Raw genomic sequence first — 15,192 nt, 5'->3', positions numbered from 1 at the left:
ACCGGTCGGGACGCCGCGTTCGTCCGCGTGGCGACTTGACCTCAACCGTGGTTGAAGTTTCAAGCTGGTGCCGCTGAGACAGGACATCGGAGATATCGGCCCTCGCGCGGGGCCCTGACGAAGGAGCAGAGTTGACCACGTACACGCTTCCCGACCTCCCTTACGACTACGGCGCACTCGCGCCGAGCATCGCCGGCGAGATCATGGAGCTGCACCACGACAAGCACCACGCGACCTACGTGAAGGGTCTGAACGACACCCTCGACAAGCTGGCCGAGGCCCGCGAGAAGGGTGACTTCGGCGCGATCGTCGGGCTGGAGAAGACGCTCGCCTTCAACCTCGGCGGTCACGTCAACCACTCGATCTTCTGGAAGAACCTGTCTCCGGACGGTGGCGACAAGCCGGACGGCGAGCTGGGTGCGGCGCTCGACGACGCGTTCGGTTCGTTCGACGCCTTCCAGGGCCACTTCACCGCGGCGGCGACCACCATCCAGGGCTCCGGCTGGGCCATCCTCGGCTGGGACGCGCTGGCCGGGCAGCTCCTGGTCCACCAGCTGTACGACCAGCAGGGCAACCTGCCGGCCGGCCAGATCCCGCTGGTGATGCTGGACATGTGGGAGCACGCGTTCTACCTGCAGTACAAGAACGTGAAGCCCGACTACGTCAAGGCGTGGTGGAACGTCGTGAACTGGGCCGACGCCCAGGCTCGCTTCGACGCGGCCCGCGCCGGCGCCGGCGCCCTGATCACCGGCGCCTGACACACCCCGCACTACGACGAAGGGCGTCCGGCGTGCAGCCGGACGCCCTTCGCGTGTCAGGCACAGAACCCGGCGATCACCGGGGCGATCGCCGCCGCCTTGATGACGTGGTTCTGACCCGGTACCTCGGTGTGCGCGGCACCCGGTACGGCCGCCGCGAGCGCCCGGGTCGAGTTCTTCATCCAGGTCGGGCTCTTGCCGCCGTTCACGACCAGCACCGGCTGCTCGATCCCGGCCCACTGGGTGGCGTCCATCGGGTCGCCGAAGCAGTTGCCGCCGAGCACCTGGGCGTCGTACGGCAGGGTGTGCGCGATCGCCTTCATCGGCTTCCAGGCCGGCATCAGCTTCATCATCGTGACGAAGATCCCGGGCAGCCCGATGCCCTTGGTGAAGAAGTACCTGATCGCGTCGTTGGGCTCGAGCGCCTGGAGATCGGACACCCAGCTGCGCGGGATCTGCTTCCGGCTGTCGTCGACGACGTACGGCGGCTCGAACGCGACCAGCTTCTCGATCGGCAGCCCGGCCGCCGCCGCCCGCAGCGCCAGCGCCGCACCGGACGACGAGCCGTAGACGTACGCCGACCCGCCGGCCGCCTCGATCACGGCGGCCAGATCCTCGATTTCGCGCTCGACCGAGTACTCGTTGGCGTCGCCGGAGTCGCCGCGGCCGCGCCGGTCGTAGTTGTGGACGGTGAACCGGTTCGCCAGCGCCTCGGCGAGCTCGGGCATCGGACCCTGCGCGCGGGAGCAGAGTGCGCCGTCGACCAGGACCAGGGCCGGGCCGTCGCCGCGCCGGTCGTACGCGATCGCCGTACCGTCCTTGGAAACGACAGTGCTCATCGGTGCGCTCGCTTCGTTCGGGGCGCGGCCGGTGGGCGAGCCGCGCTGTGGTTGACGAGGACTTCACTCGGCTCGTTCATCCGAAGAACTCCGTGAGGAACGGCGCCAGGGCGGTGGGGTCGACATTGTGCTGCTGGTCGGGGACCACGCGGTGGGTGGCGCCGGGGATCGCAGCCACGACTGCTTCGTTGCCGAGCTTCATCCAGTCCTCCGACGCGCCGCCGGTGAACACCCGGGTCGGCACCTGCACCGCCGACGCCGCGGCCGGGATCGAGTAGTCGCCCATCACGGTCGCGTCGTACGCGAGGGTGTGCGCGATCGCCTCCTGGGCCGGCCACCACGGCGACTCCTTCGCCATTGCGACGAACTCGGCCGGCAGTCCGACCACCTCGGCCATGAAGTACTCGGCTGCCTTGTCCCGGCGGCCCTCGGCGACGAACGCGCGGTAGATCGATGCGGTATCGGCCGGCGGCATCTTCCGGGTGCCTTCGAGGATGTACGGCGGCTCCCACAGCGCGAGCTTGGTCACCGGGCGCCCGGCCGCCGCGGCGAGCAGGGCGAGGGCGGCCCCCGACGACGTGCCGTACAGGTGGGCTGTGCCACCGGCGGCGGCGAAGATCGCGTCCAGGTCCTCGAACTCGCGCTCGATCTGGTACTGCGCGCCGTCGCCGGAGTCGCCGCGGCCGCGCCGGTCGTAGTTGTAGACGGTGTGGTCCTGCGCCAGCAACGCCGCCAGCGGTGCGTTCGACATCCGGTCGACCGACCCGCCGCACACCAGAACAACCGCGGGTCCGTCACCCAGCCGGTCATACGCAATGGCGGTGCCGTCCGCGGAAGTGACCTTCTCCATGATGTTTCCTCCAGTCTCGAGAGGCCACTTGGCCGGCCTCGTCTGGTGCGTCGAACGTTGGGCCGGCGGCTCGACACTCTGTGATCCAGATCACAGCAAGCCTTGACGATTCACAGGGTCCGGTCGAGCCGACACACTGCGTGGCCTCCGTGCGGATGGGTACCGGGCGGTCAGCCGAGGATGGGAGGAACCATGACGACGCGCCCGGATGTCGTCCGGCGCGAGGCCGGAGTGACCAAGGTGAACGGCCAGAGTGAGCCGGTCGGTGCGTTGGTGAGTCACCTGACCACCGACCTCAGCCGGCTCGTCCGCGACGAACTGGAACTGGCCAAAGCCGAACTGAAGGTCAAGGGCAAGGAGGCCGGCGTCGGCGCCGGGCTGTTCGGCGGGGCGGGCACGGTCGCGCTGTACGGTCTCGGGGTCCTGATCGCAGCGGCAGTCCTCGGACTCGCCACCGCGGTCCCCGCGTGGTTGTCGGCCCTGATTGTGGCCGGTGCGCTCTTCGTGATCGCGGCCGTCGCGGCCCTGCTCGGCAAACGCCACATCTCTCGTGCCACTCCGCCCGTTCCGCAGCGTGCCGTCGGCGGCATGCACGACGACATGGAAGCACTCAAGGGCCACCAGCCGCAGGGAAAGGCGATGCCATGACCACGAAGAACGCCACGCATCGGGAGCCGATGTCCGAAGCCGAGACGCTCCGGGTCGACCTCGAGCAGACTCGAGCGAGCCTCGCCGACACCGTGCAGGAACTGAGCCGTCGGCTGAACGTGCCGCATCGGGTCAAGGAGTCCGCCGGAAACGCCGGGCACCGGGCGGCCGACGCGGCCGGTCGGGCCGGGCACCGGGCGGCTGCGGTCGCCGGTCAGACAGGTGAGCGGATGAGACACGTACCTGGCGCGCTGATGGAGTTGCCCGCGCTCGGCCGGCGCCACCCGAGGGCCTCGGCGGCCGTCGGCGGAGCGGTGGCGCTGTGCGTCGGCGTCGGGGCCTGGATGGCAAGACGAACCAAATAGGGCCGCCCGGCTATTGGCCGGCCGGCAAGCAGGCCGCCGCCCGCTCGAGCAGGAGCTTCCGCTCGCGTTCGTTGCGGGTCAGGGCGGCGGCCTTCTCGAACTCGACCCGTGCCTCGTCGAGCCGGCCGAGCTTGAACAGCAGGTCCCCGCGGACGCTCGGCAGTAGGTGATAGTCCTTCAGGGACGGGTCGTCCGCGAGCAGGTCGACCGCCCGCAGGCCTTGTTCCGGGCCGAACGCCATCGAGATCGCGACCGCCTGATTCAGCTCCACGACCGGTGACGGGGTGACCTGGGCGAGGACGGCGTACAGGCCGGCGATGCGGGCCCAGTCGGTGTCCTCGGGGTCGGCCGCGCGGGCGTGGCAGGCGGCGATCGCGGCCTGCAGCAGGTACGGGCCGGGCGGCTTCTCCAGGGCCCAGGCGCGGTCGATTCCTTCGAGGCCCCGGCGGATCAGCAGCCGGTCCCAGCGGCGGCGGTCCTGGTCGAGCAGCAGCACCGGCTCGCCGTCGGCGCCGACGCGCGCGTTGGCCCGCGACGACTGCAGTTCCATCAGCGCCAGCAGGCCGAGGACCTCGGGCTCGGTCGGCATCAGCTCGACGAGCAGCCGGCCGAGCCGCATCGCCTCGTTGCACAACGCCGGCCGCATCCAGTCGTCGCCGGCGGTCGCCGAGTAGCCCTCGTTGTAGATCAGGTAGACGACCTCGAGCACGGACTGGAGCCGGTCCAGCAGGTCCGGTCCGGACGGCACCTCGAACTGGACCTCGGCCTTGGCCAGGTTGCGCTTGGCGCGGACGATGCGCTGCGCGATCGTCGCCTCCGGGGAGAGGAACGCCCGGGCGATCTCGTCGGTCTTCAGGCCGCCGAGCAGTTTGAGCGTCAGCGTCACCCGTGCGTCCATGGTGAGCACCGGGTGGCAGGCGGTGAACACCAGCCGGAGCAGGTCGTCCTCGATATGGTCCTCGAGGATGGCCTCCACCCTGCGTTCCACGCTGTCCTCGACGCTGTATTGTCCGCCGTCGATCTCCAGCTCGTGGCCCATCTCGGCGAGCTTGCGCTGGTAGGTCTCCTTGCGCCGGATCAGGTCGATCGCCCGCCGCTTGGCGATCGCCATCAGCCAGGCGCCCGGGTTGTTCGGTACGCCGGACTCCGGCCACTGCTCCAGCGCGGCCACCAGGGCGTCCTGCGCCAGCTCCTCCGCGAGCCCGACGTCCCGCACGATCCGCGCGACGCCCGCGATGATCCGCGCCGACTCGATCCGCCAGACCGCGTCGACCGCCCCGCCCGCGTCAGTAACCGTCACCCGCCGATAGTAGCCAGGAACGCGGTCGTCAGGTCCTGCTCGGCGGCTGTGCCGACCGGCGCCAGCATCAGGTCGGTGGCGCCGGTGCCGGCGAGCCGGGCGAGTTGGTTCGTGAGCGACCGTTCGTCGCCGGCGAGCAGTACGTCGGCCGGTCCGGCGACGCCTTCGCGGTCGAGCATCGCGCGGTACTCCGGTACCTGCCCGGCCAGTGCGAACTGCTCGGCGAACCGCTCCCGTACGGCGTCCTCGGCGGACGTGAGACACACAGCAAACCCCGCCACGACCCGTGGTGCCCGGCCGCCGGACGCTCGGGTGATCGACGGTACGACGTGGTTGGTGAGCGTCCGGGGTCCGGTCATCCAGGTGATCGTGCCGTCGGCGAGTTCGCCGGCGACCGCGAGCATCGCGGGCCCGAGCGCCGCAACCAGCACGGACGGCGCGGCGACCGTGCTGCCGCTGTCCGCGGGAAGAGCCAGGGCGCTGGACGCGGTGTAGTACTCGCCGCGGTGATCGACGGGTTCGCCGCGCAGGAGCGGGCGGAGCACTTCGAGGTACTCACGCAACCGTCGCGCCGGACGATCGGTGGGCAGGCCGTACATCGAGCCGACCATCCGCGAGATCCCGGCGCCGATCCCGAGCGTGAGCCGGCCGCCGACCGCGGCCTGGGTGGTCAGGGCCTGTCGGGCGAGGATCAGCGGATGCCGCTGCGCGAACGGGACCACCCCGGTGCCCAACTCGATCCCGCCGGCCGCAAGCCTCGGGCCGACGGCCGCAAGGGCCGTCAGGGCGTCCCAGCCGACGCCGTCGGACAGCCAGGCGGCGGGGACGCCAGCCGCGGCCGCTTCCTGAATCTGCTGGGCGATCCCGGGCAGCGGGCTCGGTCCCCGCACGTCGCCGAACGCCATACCGATGCGCATGCAAAGTCCTTCCGATTAAGTGGGGTGTCACCCCGTTTACGCTTCGGTACGATATGGGGGACCACCCCATTTAGGCAAGGACACCTCGATGCGAGCCGATGCGCAGCGGAACCGGGAGCGGATGGTCGCGGTCGCGGCGGAGGTGGTCGCGGAGCAGGGTGCGGACGCGTCGCTGGAGGAGATCGCCCGGCGCGCCGGCGTCGGATCGGCGACCCTGCACCGGCACTTCGGCGGCCGGAGCGCGCTGCTGGAGGCGGTGTTCCGCAGCAGGATCGACGCGGTCTGCGAACGGGCCGCCGAGCTGCTCGCCGAGCCGGATCCCCTGCGGGCGTTGACGGTCTGGCTGCGGCTGATGGTGGCGCACGCGACCAGCAGCCGAGGTCTGGCGACGGCGCTGATCCTCAGCGGGGACTGCGGTTCGGACGCGCACACCCGCCTGCTCGACGCCGGCCGGAAGCTGCTCGAGCGCGCTCAGCACGCCGCCGTCGTACCGTCGGAGGTCCGGATCGAGGACCTGCTGAAACTGGTCAACGGCATCTCGCTGGCCAGCGCCGAGGACACCGCGCAGGGCGACCGGTTGCTCACCCTGGCGATCCGGGGGATAGCACCGGCAGGCAGCGAATAGACTTCGTGACCGGAAACCCCCGACCGATGGCATGAGGTTTGCTGTGCTCACCATGCAGGACGCGCTGCTCGCGCTGACGAAGTACTGGACCGACCGGGGCTGCATGGTCGTGCAGCCGTTCAACACCGAGGTCGGTGCCGGGACGCTGAACCCGGCGACGATCCTGCGGGTGCTCGGTCCCGAGCCGTGGCGGGTGGCGTACGTCGAGCCGAGTGTCCGGCCGGACGACAGCCGGTACGGCGAGAACCCGAACCGGCTGCAGACGCACACCCAGTTCCAGGTGGTGCTCAAGCCGGACCCGGGCAACCCGCAGGAGCTGTTCCTGGACAGCCTGACCGCGCTCGGTATCGACATCGACGCGCACGACGTCCGGTTCGTCGAGGACAACTGGGCGAACCCGGCGACCGGCTCCTGGGGTCTCGGCTGGGAGGTCTGGCTGGACGGCCTGGAGATCACCCAGTTCACCTACTTCCAGCAGGCCGGCGGGATGACGGTGGACCCGGTGTCGGTGGAGATCACCTACGGCATCGAGCGGATCATGATGGCGCTGCAGGGCGTCTCGCACTTCAAGGACATCGCCTACGCGCCCGGCATCTCGTACGGCGAGGCCTTCGGCCAGGCGGAGTACGAGATGAGCCGCTACTACCTCGACGACGCGGACGTGGAGTCACAGAAGCGTTTGTTCGAGGAGTACGCCGCTGAGGCGCGCCGGATGATCGACGACCGGCTCCCGGTGCCCGCGCACATCCAGGTGCTGCGCTGCTCGCACACGTTCAACGTCCTCGACGCCCGCGGCGCGGTCAGTACGACGGAGCGCGCGAAGGCCTTCGGCCGGATGCGCACGCTGGCCCGCGAGGTGTCCCGGCTGTGGGCGGAGCGCCGCGAGGAGCTGAAGCACCCGCTGGGTCTCGCCGAGCTCCCGCCGGCCGCGCCGGAGCCGACCGAGTTCCCGAAGATCAGCGGGACCCGGCAGCTGACGTTCGAGATCGGCACCGAGGAGATGCCGCCGTCGGAGGTCACCAAGACCGCCGCGGCGGTCCAGGCTGCGCTGGAGGAGAAGCTGGCCGCGACGCGGCTCGGCCACGGGAAGATCACGACGTACGCGACGCCGCGCCGGGTGGTGGCGTTCGTCGCCGAGGTGCAGGCCGGCGAGCCGGACGCCGAGCGGGTGGTGCGCGGTCCGCGGAAGTCGGCCGCGTACGACGCCGACGGCAACATCACGAAGGCCGCCGCCGGGTTCGCCCGCGGTCAGAAGGTCGATGAGAGCGAGCTGCACGACCTGGACGCCGACGGCGTCGAGTACGTCGCGGTCACCAAGCCGGACCCGGGCCGCGGTGCGGCCGAGGTGCTGAGCGGCGTCCTGAGCGAGATCGTCGCCGGGCTGCGCTCCGACAAGAACATGCGGTGGAACGACGCCAAGCTGTCGTTCACCCGGCCGATCCGCTGGCTGGTCGCGTTGCTCGGCGACGAGATCGTGCCGGTCTCCGTCTCCAGCCTGGCGGCCGGCCGGACGACCCGGGTGCACCGGACCGCGGCGCAGCCGAAGGTCGAGATCGCCTCCGCCGAGGGGTACCTGGACCTGCTCCGGATCCACGGCATCGAGGCCGATCCGGCACGGCGCCGCTCGACGGTGGTGGCCGCGGCGACCGAGCTGTCGAAGACCGTCGGCGGCACCGTCGACGTCGAGGGCGAGGCCGCGCTGGTCGACCAGATCGTCAACCTGATCGAGGAGCCGACGCCGATCCTCGGCGGCTTCGCGGCCGACTACCTGGATCTGCCGAGCGAGATCCTCACGACCGTGATGCGCAAGCACCAGCGCTACCTCCCGGTCCGGGACGCCGACGGCAAGCTGCTGCCGCACTTCGTTGCCGTGGCCAACGGTTCGGTGGACGAGGACGTGGTGCGGGCCGGCAACGAGGCGGTCCTGCGGGCGCGCTACGAGGACGCCGCGTTCTTCTGGCGGGCCGACCTGGACACGCCGCTGGACGCGATGAAGAACGAGCTGGACAAGCTCGCCTTCGAGGAGCGGCTCGGCTCGATGGCCGACCGCGCCGGCCGGATCGCGCGGGTGGCCACGAAGCTCGCCGAGGTCGTGGAGCTGGGCGGCGACGACCTGACCACGCTGCAGCGGGCGGCCGAGCTGGCCAAGTTCGACCTGGGCTCGCAGATGGTGGTCGAGCTGACCAGCCTGGCCGGCACGATGGCCCGCGAGTACGCCCGGCGCGCCGGTGAGACCGAGGCGGTCGCGCAGGCCCTGTTCGACATGGAGCTGCCGCGGTCGGCCGGCGACCCGGTGCCGTCCACGACGCCGGGCGCGCTGCTCGCGCTCGCCGACCGGTTCGACCTGCTGGCCGGCCTGTTCGGGATCGGCGCGAAACCGACCGGAAGCTCCGACCCGTTCGCGCTCCGGCGCGCCGCGGCCGGTGTGGTCGCGATCCTGCGCGAGCACCCCGAGCTGCGGGCGATCACGCTGCCGGTCGGCCTGCAGGCGGCGGCGGACGAGATCGGCGCGCAAGGCATCGACGTACCGGCCGACTCTCTCGACGAGGTGGCCGACTTCACCGTCCGGCGGTACGAGCAGCAGCTGCTCGACCGCGGCGACGACCACCTGCAGGTGGCCGCGGTGTTGCCGTTGGCAACTGCTCCGGTGGTCGCCGACGAGACCCTGGAGACGCTGCACGGCCTGGTCGGCAACAGCGAGTTCGCCGACCTGGTCGCGGTGCTCCAGCGGGTCCGCCGGATCGTGCCGGAAGGCACCGCGGCGGAGTACGACGCCGGCAAGCTCACCGAGCCGGCCGAGGTCGTGCTGCACGAGGCGGTCCAGAAGATCGGCGCCGCGCCGACCGCGCTGGCCGACTTCGTCGCGTCCGCGACGGTGCTGGTCGAGCCGGTGAACGCGTTCTTCGACGAGATCCTGGTGATGGCCGAGGACCCGGAGCTCCGGGCGGCCCGGCTGGGGTTGCTGGCAACCATCAGCAAGCTGGCGGCTCCGGTGCTGGACTGGCAGGCGCTGGGTACCAGCCTGAACCCCACGGACTGATGACGGCACCATGTCGTCCTCGACCTTGGTAGCTGCGCTTGCGTGAGTTCGTCGTGCTCGGGACCGGCAGCCAGGTGCCGTCCCGCGAACGGACGCAGAACGGGTACTTCCTGCGCTGGGACGACGAGGGCTTCCTGTTCGATCCCGGCGAGGGGACGCAGCGGCAGATGATCTTCGCCGGGATCGCGGCCGGCGCGATCACCCGGTTGTGCGTGACGCACTTCCACGGCGATCACTGCCTCGGGGTGCCGGGCGTGGTGCAGCGGCTGTCGCTGGACGACGTACCGCATCCGGTGCGGGCGCACTACCCCGCGTCGGGGCAGACGTACTTCACGCGGTTGCGGTACGCCGCGTCGTTCTACGAGCGGGCCGAGCTGCTCGAGGAGCCGGTCGAAGAGGACGGGTTGTTGTCCGTCGGCTCCTTCGGGCAGTTGTGGGCGCGCCGGCTTGAGCACCCGATCGAGTCCTTCGGGTACCAGTTGATCGAGCCGGACGGCCGCCGGATGCTGCCGGACAAGCTCGCGGCGTACGGCGTCACCGGACCGGCCGTCGGGCGGCTGCAACGGGCCGGGTCGTTGGAGGTGAACGGCCGGACGGTCAGGGTCGAGGACGTCAGCGAACCGCGGCCCGGCCAACGGTTCGCGTTCGTCATGGACACGCGGCTGTGCGAGAACGTGCTGCGGCTGGCCGACGGCGCCGATCTGCTCGTGATCGAGTCGACGTACCTGTCGTCCGAAGCCGAGCTCGCGCGGCGTTTCGGGCATCTCACCGCCCGGCAGGCCGCCCGCGTCGCCGCCGAGTGCGGTGTCCGGAAGTTGGTGCTGACGCACTTCTCCCAGCGGTATCTGGAGCCCGAGCGTTTCCACGAGGAGGCCGCCGCCGAGTTCGCGGGGGAGATCGTAGTGGCTTCCGATCTCAGCCGGCTCTCAGTTCCGGCCCGTCGTTGACGAACAGTGCGTGACGCCTGGGCAAACAAGGGCTTCGGGCCGCGATTGCGGAATTAGCATTACCGGCGAATATAAATCGCCGATCCCCAGGAGCCCTCCGTCGTGCGCAGTCCACGTCCCGTGCCGGCGGCTGTCGCAGTGGTTGCCCTGGGCACCCTTCTCGCGGTGACGGTGTGGCGACCGTGGAAGAGCTCGGCCGACGCAAGTACCGCCTCGACCGGGATCACGGTGTCGCGCAGTCAGTGCGGACAGGGCTGGACCGGCGCGAAGGCCGGACGGCAGACACTCGTCGTGCACAACACCGGCGACGCGGCCGCCGAGGTGGATGTGGTCGAGGTCGACAGCTCGAAGGTGTACGGCGAGGTGGAAGGGCTGGGCCCGAACACGAGCGCCTCGATGGAGGTGCAGCTCGGCGCCGGGCGGTACGCGATCCGCTGCCTGATCGAGGACACCGATGTGATCACCGGCCCGACGGTCACGCTGACCGGCGACGCGGCGGGCGGCCCGGCCGTCGTACCTGTCACGAAGAACGACCTGCTGCCGCTGGTGAAGAAGTACCAGGCCGGTGTCGCTCGCGGTGTCGCAGACTTGGTCGTGAAGACGGACAAGCTGCGTACGGATGTGGACGCCGGTGACCTCGCGGCTGCTCGCGCCGACTGGCTGCCGGCGCATCTGGCGTACAACTCCCTTGGTGCGGCCTACGATGCGTTCGGAGATTTCGCGGACAAGACCGACGGGTCCGGCTCGGGCTTCCATCGGCTGGAGAATGGCCTGTGGCACCAGGCTTCGGCCGCCGGGCTGAAGCCTGTCGCGGATCAGTTGGCGGCAGATGTCCACGGTTTGCAGAAGGACCTGCCTGACGAGCAGGTGGATCCGAACGACCTCGGGCTGCGTGCGCACGAGATCATGGAGAACGCGCTCCAGTTCGAGCTGACCGGCGAGAACGACCAGGGCAGCGGTACGTCGCTGAACACCGCACTGGCGAACCTGAACGGCACGGCGAACGTGCTGGCCGTCCTGAACCCGGTGCTGAAGCCCCGCTATGCCGATCTGCCTGAGGTGCAGAAGTGGGAAGACCGAGTGCGCGCGCTGCTGACGGCGCATCAGGGCACCCCGGTCGAACGGCTGGACCGGACGACTCGGGAACAGCTCAACGGCGCCGTCGGCGAGCTGCTGGAGAAGCTGGCACCGGTCGCCACCATCTGTGAAGTCCGGAGGGCGTCATGACGGGCGTCGGGCGTCGGTCCTTCCTCCGTGGCGCGCTCGCCGGCACCGGTGCGGCAGCGGTCGCCGGGCTGCCGGCGTCTGCCGACTCGGCGACGCCGGCCGCGGTGCCGTTCCATGGCGTCCACCAGGCCGGTGTCACGACCGCCCAGCAGAAGCAGGCGATCTTCGCATCGTTCGATGTGATTGCTGTAGGCAAGCATGAACTGACCGACCTGTTCAGGACGCTGACGGACCGGGCGCGACTGCTCACGGCAGGTAGTGCACCGGCGCCGCTCGGCATCACCGCCCCGCCGGCCGACTCCGGCGTACTCGGTCCGGACATGCCCGGCGACGACCTGACCGTCACCGTCGGCGTCGGAGCCTCGCTGTTCGACGAGCGGTACGGCCTGGAGGATCGCAAGCCGGCGAAGCTGACGCCGATGAAGGAGTTCCCCGACGACAGCCTGGACGAGAGCCTCTGCCACGGGGACCTGAGCCTGCAGTTGTGCGCGTCGGAGACCGACACCGTGCTGCACGCGCTGCGGGACGTCGCGCGGCACACGCGCGGCGCGATGCAGCTGCGCTGGCGGGTCGACGGCTTCCGGAGCCTGCCGCGGCCGGCCGGTACGCCGCGCAACCTGATGGGGTTCAAGGACGGCATCGTCCAGCCGGCGCCGGTCGACCACGACAAGCTCGTCTGGGTCGGCAAAGGGACCGGTGAGCCGGCGTGGACCGAGGGCGGCAGCTACCAGGTGCTGCGCCAGATCCGGATGCTGGTCGAGTTCTGGGACCGGGTGCCGGTCGGCGAGCAGGAGAACATGTTCGGCCGCCGCCGCGACTCCGGAGCGCCGCTGGACGGCAGCAGCGAGACCGATCGCCCGGACTATGCGGCCGACCCGACCGGTACGGCGATCCCGCTGACCAGCCACATCCGCAGGGCCAACCCGCGGACCGCGGAGACGGCGGCCAGCCAGTTCCTGCGCCGCGGCTACAACTACGACAAGGGCACCGACGCGGTCGGTGACCTGGACATGGGGCTGCTGTTCTGCGCCTACCAGCAGGACATCGCCCGGCAGTTCGAGGCCGTGCAGACCAGGCTGGCCGACGAGCCCCTCGTCGACTACATCCGGCCGGTCGGCGGCGGCTACTTCTCTGTGCTTCCCGGTGTTCGGGACGGCGACGACCACTTCGGGCGGTCGTTGCTCGGATGAGTAATCCAGAAGGAGAGAGGCATGCGCGCAAGACTCCCTGTCGCCGCCACAGCCGTTGCGGCTGCGACGGGCTTGTTGCTGGCCGCCTGTAGCGCCCCCGGCGCCACCCAGCAGGTGACCAACGCCGCCGCGACGTACCCGGTGGCGAACCCCGCCGACTGGCATCAGGTGGTCCGCCCCACCACCCCGATCCAGCATCTGGTGGTGATCTTCGGCGAGAACGTGTCGTTCGACCACTACTTCGGCACCTACCCCAAGGCCGCCAACACCGACGGTACGCCGTTCACGGCGGCCCGGCACACGCCGACGGTGAACGGCCTGTCCGGGAAGTTGCTGACCGACAACCCCAACCTTTACGACCCGAAGCGGCTGTCGCCGGCGCAGGCGCTGACCTGCGACCAGAACCACGGCTACGGGCCGGAGCAGAAGGCCGTCAACGGCGGCAAGGACGACAAGTTCGTCGAGAACACCGAGACCGGCAAGTGCACCGGCCAGCCCGTCCTGTTCGGCGAGCCGGGTCTGGTGATGGACTACTACGACGGCAACACCGTCACCGCGCTGTGGAACTACGCGCAGCACTTCTCGATGAGCGACAACTCGTTCGGCACCGTGTACGGCCCGTCCACACCGGGCGCGCTGAACCTGATCTCCGGGCAGACCCACGGCGCGCAGGCGTACGACCCGAAGACGGGGCAGCCGACGACCGACGCGTACGCCGTCCAGTCGCCGGACGCGCACGGGATCGGCACCGTCACCAACGACCCCGACCCGTTCTACGACGACTGCTCGAACAACAACGGCAAGTCGGCGAACAACCTGGCCGTCATGCACGGGCAGAACATCGGCGACCTGCTCAACCAGAAGCACGTCACGTGGGGCTGGTTCCAGGGCGGCTTCAAGCCGACCGGATCCGCCAACGGCAAGGCGGTCTGCGGCGCGCAGCACACCAACGTCGGCGGCAACGCGTCGACCGACTACAGCCCGCACCACCAGCCGTTCGAGTACTACAAATCGACGGCGAACCCGAAGCACCTGCCGCCGTCGTCGGTCGCCGCGATCGGGCACACCGACCAGGCCAACCACCAGTACGACACGTCGGACTTCGATGCCGCGCTGGCGGCGAACAACCTGCCGGCGGTCAGCTTCCTGAAGGCCGGGGAGTACCAGGACGGCCACGCCGGCTACTCCGACCCGCTGGACGAGCAGGCGTTCGTCGTCCGTGAGCTCAACGCGCTGCAGAGGTCGAAGGACTGGTCGTCGACCGCGGTCGTCATCGCGTACGACGACTCCGACGGCTGGTACGACCACGTCACGCCGCCGAGCGTGAACGGCTCGAAGGACGCCGCGCTCGACCAGAGTGCGCTGTGCGGGACGAAGCCGGTGTCCGGCGGGTACGCCGACCGCTGCGGGTACGGTCCGCGGCTGCCGTTGCTCGTCGTCTCGCCGTACGCGAAGACCAACCACGTCGACCACACGCTGACCGACCAGACCTCGATCCTGAAGTTCATCGAGGACAACTGGCGGACCGGCCGGATCGGCGACCATTCGTTCGACGAGCGCGCCGGCAGCCTGAACAGCATGTTCAGCTGGCGGGCGCACCCGAACCCCGCGAAGCTGATCCTGGACCCGAAGACCGGAGCCGTCGTCAGCTAATCCTCGGCATCGCCCTGATCGGCGAGGAAGTCGTCGATCAGGGCGTTGACCTCTTGCGGCGACTCGAGCGCCGCGAGGTGGGCGGACTGCTCGAGGACGACGAAGCGCGCGCCCGGGATCGAGTCCGCCATCTCCTCGGTCTCCGCGACCCCGAAGGTGGGGTCCTCGGCGCCCGCGACCACGAGCACCGGCGTCCGGATGCTGCCGAACAGGGCGCGCTGATCGGGCCGGTGCGGGACCACGCTGGTGACGGCGTGCCGGCCGGACGTGATGTCCACCGTGCGCGCAAGCTCGTTGACCCTGGCAACGACCTCGGGCTTCTCGCGTTTCGCGGTCGGGCCGAGGAAGGCGTCGCGCACCGGCCCGGTGAGCGGTCCGCGGATCCCGCCGAGCAGCCGCGCCGCGCCGACCAGCACGCCGTACTCGAACCGTTGCCGCCGTCCGGCGGGGGAGGCGGTGGCGTTCATCAGGACCGCGATGCCGAGCCGGTCCGGATACCGGGCCGCGAAGGTGCCGCCGATCATCCCGCCCCAGCTGTTGCCGATCAGGTGGATCCGGTCGACGCCGAGGTCGTCGACGATCGCCAGGATCACGTCGGCGCACTGCTCGAACGTGAACGGCCCGGTGAGCGGCGCACTGCCGCCGTGCCCGGGCGGATCGACCAGGATCACCCGGAAACGGTCCGCGAAATGCGCGGCCTGCGCGGACCACAGGGTGCCGTCCATCAACAGGCTCGGCCAGAACAGCATCGCGGGCCCCGACCCGTCGACGCGCACCCGGATCCGGCCCAGCACGGTCTCGACGTACCGATCCTGCATGTCTGAACGGTACCG

The 15,192-nt window shown here is 70.3% G+C and carries 14 protein-coding genes; 9 read left to right on the top strand and 5 right to left on the bottom strand.

The window, feature by feature from the left end; genetic code table 11:
- Positions 1-131: 131 nt before the first annotated feature.
- On the top strand, positions 132-758 hold the full coding sequence (locus AB0I12_RS09840) for a superoxide dismutase (protein ID WP_359927129.1): 627 nt from the start codon (positions 132-134) through the stop codon (positions 756-758).
- A gap of 56 nt (positions 759-814) precedes the next feature.
- Here the strand turns inward: AB0I12_RS09840 and AB0I12_RS09835 are convergent, their stop codons facing one another.
- Positions 815-1,597 carry an alpha/beta hydrolase gene (locus AB0I12_RS09835; RefSeq protein ID WP_359927126.1) on the bottom strand — a complete coding sequence of 261 codons (783 nt, stop codon included), beginning with the start codon at positions 1,595-1,597 and terminating at the stop codon, positions 815-817.
- Positions 1,598-1,673: 76 nt separating this feature from the next.
- Positions 1,674-2,447 (bottom strand): alpha/beta hydrolase, encoded by a 774-nt coding sequence (locus tag AB0I12_RS09830; RefSeq protein WP_359927124.1) that lies wholly within the window; start codon positions 2,445-2,447, stop codon positions 1,674-1,676.
- Between the two features lie 192 nt (positions 2,448-2,639).
- On the opposite strand from AB0I12_RS09830, the gene AB0I12_RS09825 reads away from it, so the two are divergent.
- Together AB0I12_RS09825 and AB0I12_RS09820 are read left to right on the top strand one after the other, a co-directional pair.
- Entirely contained in the window at positions 2,640-3,095 is a 456-nt protein-coding gene (locus tag AB0I12_RS09825) for a phage holin family protein (RefSeq protein ID WP_359927121.1), read from the top strand.
- Entirely contained in the window at positions 3,092-3,460 is a 369-nt protein-coding gene (locus AB0I12_RS09820; protein ID WP_359927118.1) for a DUF3618 domain-containing protein, read from the top strand. The genes AB0I12_RS09825 and AB0I12_RS09820 overlap by 4 nt, the downstream gene beginning before the upstream one ends.
- A 10-nt stretch (positions 3,461-3,470) precedes the next feature.
- On the opposite strand, the gene AB0I12_RS09815 is transcribed toward AB0I12_RS09820, so the two are convergent.
- Together AB0I12_RS09815 and AB0I12_RS09810 are read right to left on the bottom strand one after the other, a co-directional pair.
- On the bottom strand, positions 3,471-4,760 hold the full coding sequence (locus tag AB0I12_RS09815; RefSeq protein ID WP_359927116.1) for an RNA polymerase sigma factor: 1,290 nt from the start codon (positions 4,758-4,760) through the stop codon (positions 3,471-3,473).
- A complete protein-coding gene (locus tag AB0I12_RS09810; protein ID WP_359927113.1) occupies positions 4,757-5,677 on the bottom strand; it encodes a TIGR03564 family F420-dependent LLM class oxidoreductase in 921 nt (306 codons plus the stop codon). The genes AB0I12_RS09815 and AB0I12_RS09810 overlap by 4 nt, the downstream gene beginning before the upstream one ends.
- A gap of 88 nt (positions 5,678-5,765) precedes the next feature.
- On the opposite strand from AB0I12_RS09810, the gene AB0I12_RS09805 reads away from it, so the two are divergent.
- The 6 genes from AB0I12_RS09805 (at position 5,766) to AB0I12_RS09780 (ending at position 14,359) form a co-directional block, all read left to right on the top strand.
- Positions 5,766-6,302, top strand: a complete 537-nt coding sequence (locus AB0I12_RS09805; RefSeq protein ID WP_359927110.1) for a helix-turn-helix domain-containing protein — start codon at positions 5,766-5,768, stop codon at positions 6,300-6,302.
- 31 nt (positions 6,303-6,333) lie between these two features.
- Positions 6,334-9,342, top strand: coding sequence for a glycine--tRNA ligase (locus AB0I12_RS09800; protein WP_359927107.1), 3,009 nt, complete (start codon positions 6,334-6,336; stop codon positions 9,340-9,342).
- A 38-nt stretch (positions 9,343-9,380) separates the two neighbouring features.
- Complete coding sequence (locus AB0I12_RS09795) at positions 9,381-10,289, top strand: ribonuclease Z (protein WP_359927105.1); 909 nt, start codon at positions 9,381-9,383, stop codon at positions 10,287-10,289.
- A gap of 165 nt (positions 10,290-10,454) precedes the next feature.
- Positions 10,455-11,516 (top strand): peptidase M75 family protein, encoded by a 1,062-nt coding sequence (locus AB0I12_RS09790; protein ID WP_359927102.1) that lies wholly within the window; start codon positions 10,455-10,457, stop codon positions 11,514-11,516.
- Positions 11,513-12,706, top strand: a complete 1,194-nt coding sequence (gene efeB / locus AB0I12_RS09785; protein ID WP_359927099.1) for an iron uptake transporter deferrochelatase/peroxidase subunit — start codon at positions 11,513-11,515, stop codon at positions 12,704-12,706. The genes AB0I12_RS09790 and efeB overlap by 4 nt, the downstream gene beginning before the upstream one ends.
- Positions 12,707-12,727: 21 nt before the next feature.
- Positions 12,728-14,359, top strand: coding sequence for an alkaline phosphatase family protein (locus AB0I12_RS09780; protein WP_359927096.1), 1,632 nt, complete (start codon positions 12,728-12,730; stop codon positions 14,357-14,359).
- Here the strand turns inward: AB0I12_RS09780 and AB0I12_RS09775 are convergent.
- Positions 14,356-15,177 carry an alpha/beta hydrolase gene (locus AB0I12_RS09775; protein WP_359927093.1) on the bottom strand — a complete coding sequence of 274 codons (822 nt, stop codon included), beginning with the start codon at positions 15,175-15,177 and terminating at the stop codon, positions 14,356-14,358. The two genes, AB0I12_RS09780 and AB0I12_RS09775, sit on opposite strands and share 4 nt — an antisense overlap.
- Between the last annotated feature and the right edge of the window lie 15 nt (positions 15,178-15,192).

Source organism: Kribbella sp. NPDC050459, assembly GCF_040655315.1.
Classification (GTDB): Bacteria; Actinomycetota; Actinomycetes; order Propionibacteriales; family Kribbellaceae; genus Kribbella.
The sequence above is the reverse complement of the archived record's forward strand: the minus strand, read 5'-3'. Positions and strand labels throughout refer to the sequence as shown.

Coding starts and splice junctions, on each gene's coding strand:
- efeB (WP_359927099.1), top strand. CDS start 11,513: ATGACGGGCGTCGGGCGTCGGTCCTTCCTCCGTGGCGCGCTCGCCGGC.
- AB0I12_RS09825 (WP_359927121.1), top strand. CDS start 2,640: ATGACGACGCGCCCGGATGTCGTCCGGCGCGAGGCCGGAGTGACCAAG.
- AB0I12_RS09830 (WP_359927124.1), bottom strand. CDS start 2,447: ATGGAGAAGGTCACTTCCGCGGACGGCACCGCCATTGCGTATGACCGG.
- AB0I12_RS09820 (WP_359927118.1), top strand. CDS start 3,092: ATGACCACGAAGAACGCCACGCATCGGGAGCCGATGTCCGAAGCCGAG.
- AB0I12_RS09805 (WP_359927110.1), top strand. CDS start 5,766: ATGCGAGCCGATGCGCAGCGGAACCGGGAGCGGATGGTCGCGGTCGCG.
- AB0I12_RS09775 (WP_359927093.1), bottom strand. CDS start 15,177: ATGCAGGATCGGTACGTCGAGACCGTGCTGGGCCGGATCCGGGTGCGC.
- AB0I12_RS09810 (WP_359927113.1), bottom strand. CDS start 5,677: ATGCGCATCGGTATGGCGTTCGGCGACGTGCGGGGACCGAGCCCGCTG.
- AB0I12_RS09780 (WP_359927096.1), top strand. CDS start 12,728: ATGCGCGCAAGACTCCCTGTCGCCGCCACAGCCGTTGCGGCTGCGACG.
- AB0I12_RS09800 (WP_359927107.1), top strand. CDS start 6,334: ATGAGGTTTGCTGTGCTCACCATGCAGGACGCGCTGCTCGCGCTGACG.
- AB0I12_RS09835 (WP_359927126.1), bottom strand. CDS start 1,597: ATGAGCACTGTCGTTTCCAAGGACGGTACGGCGATCGCGTACGACCGG.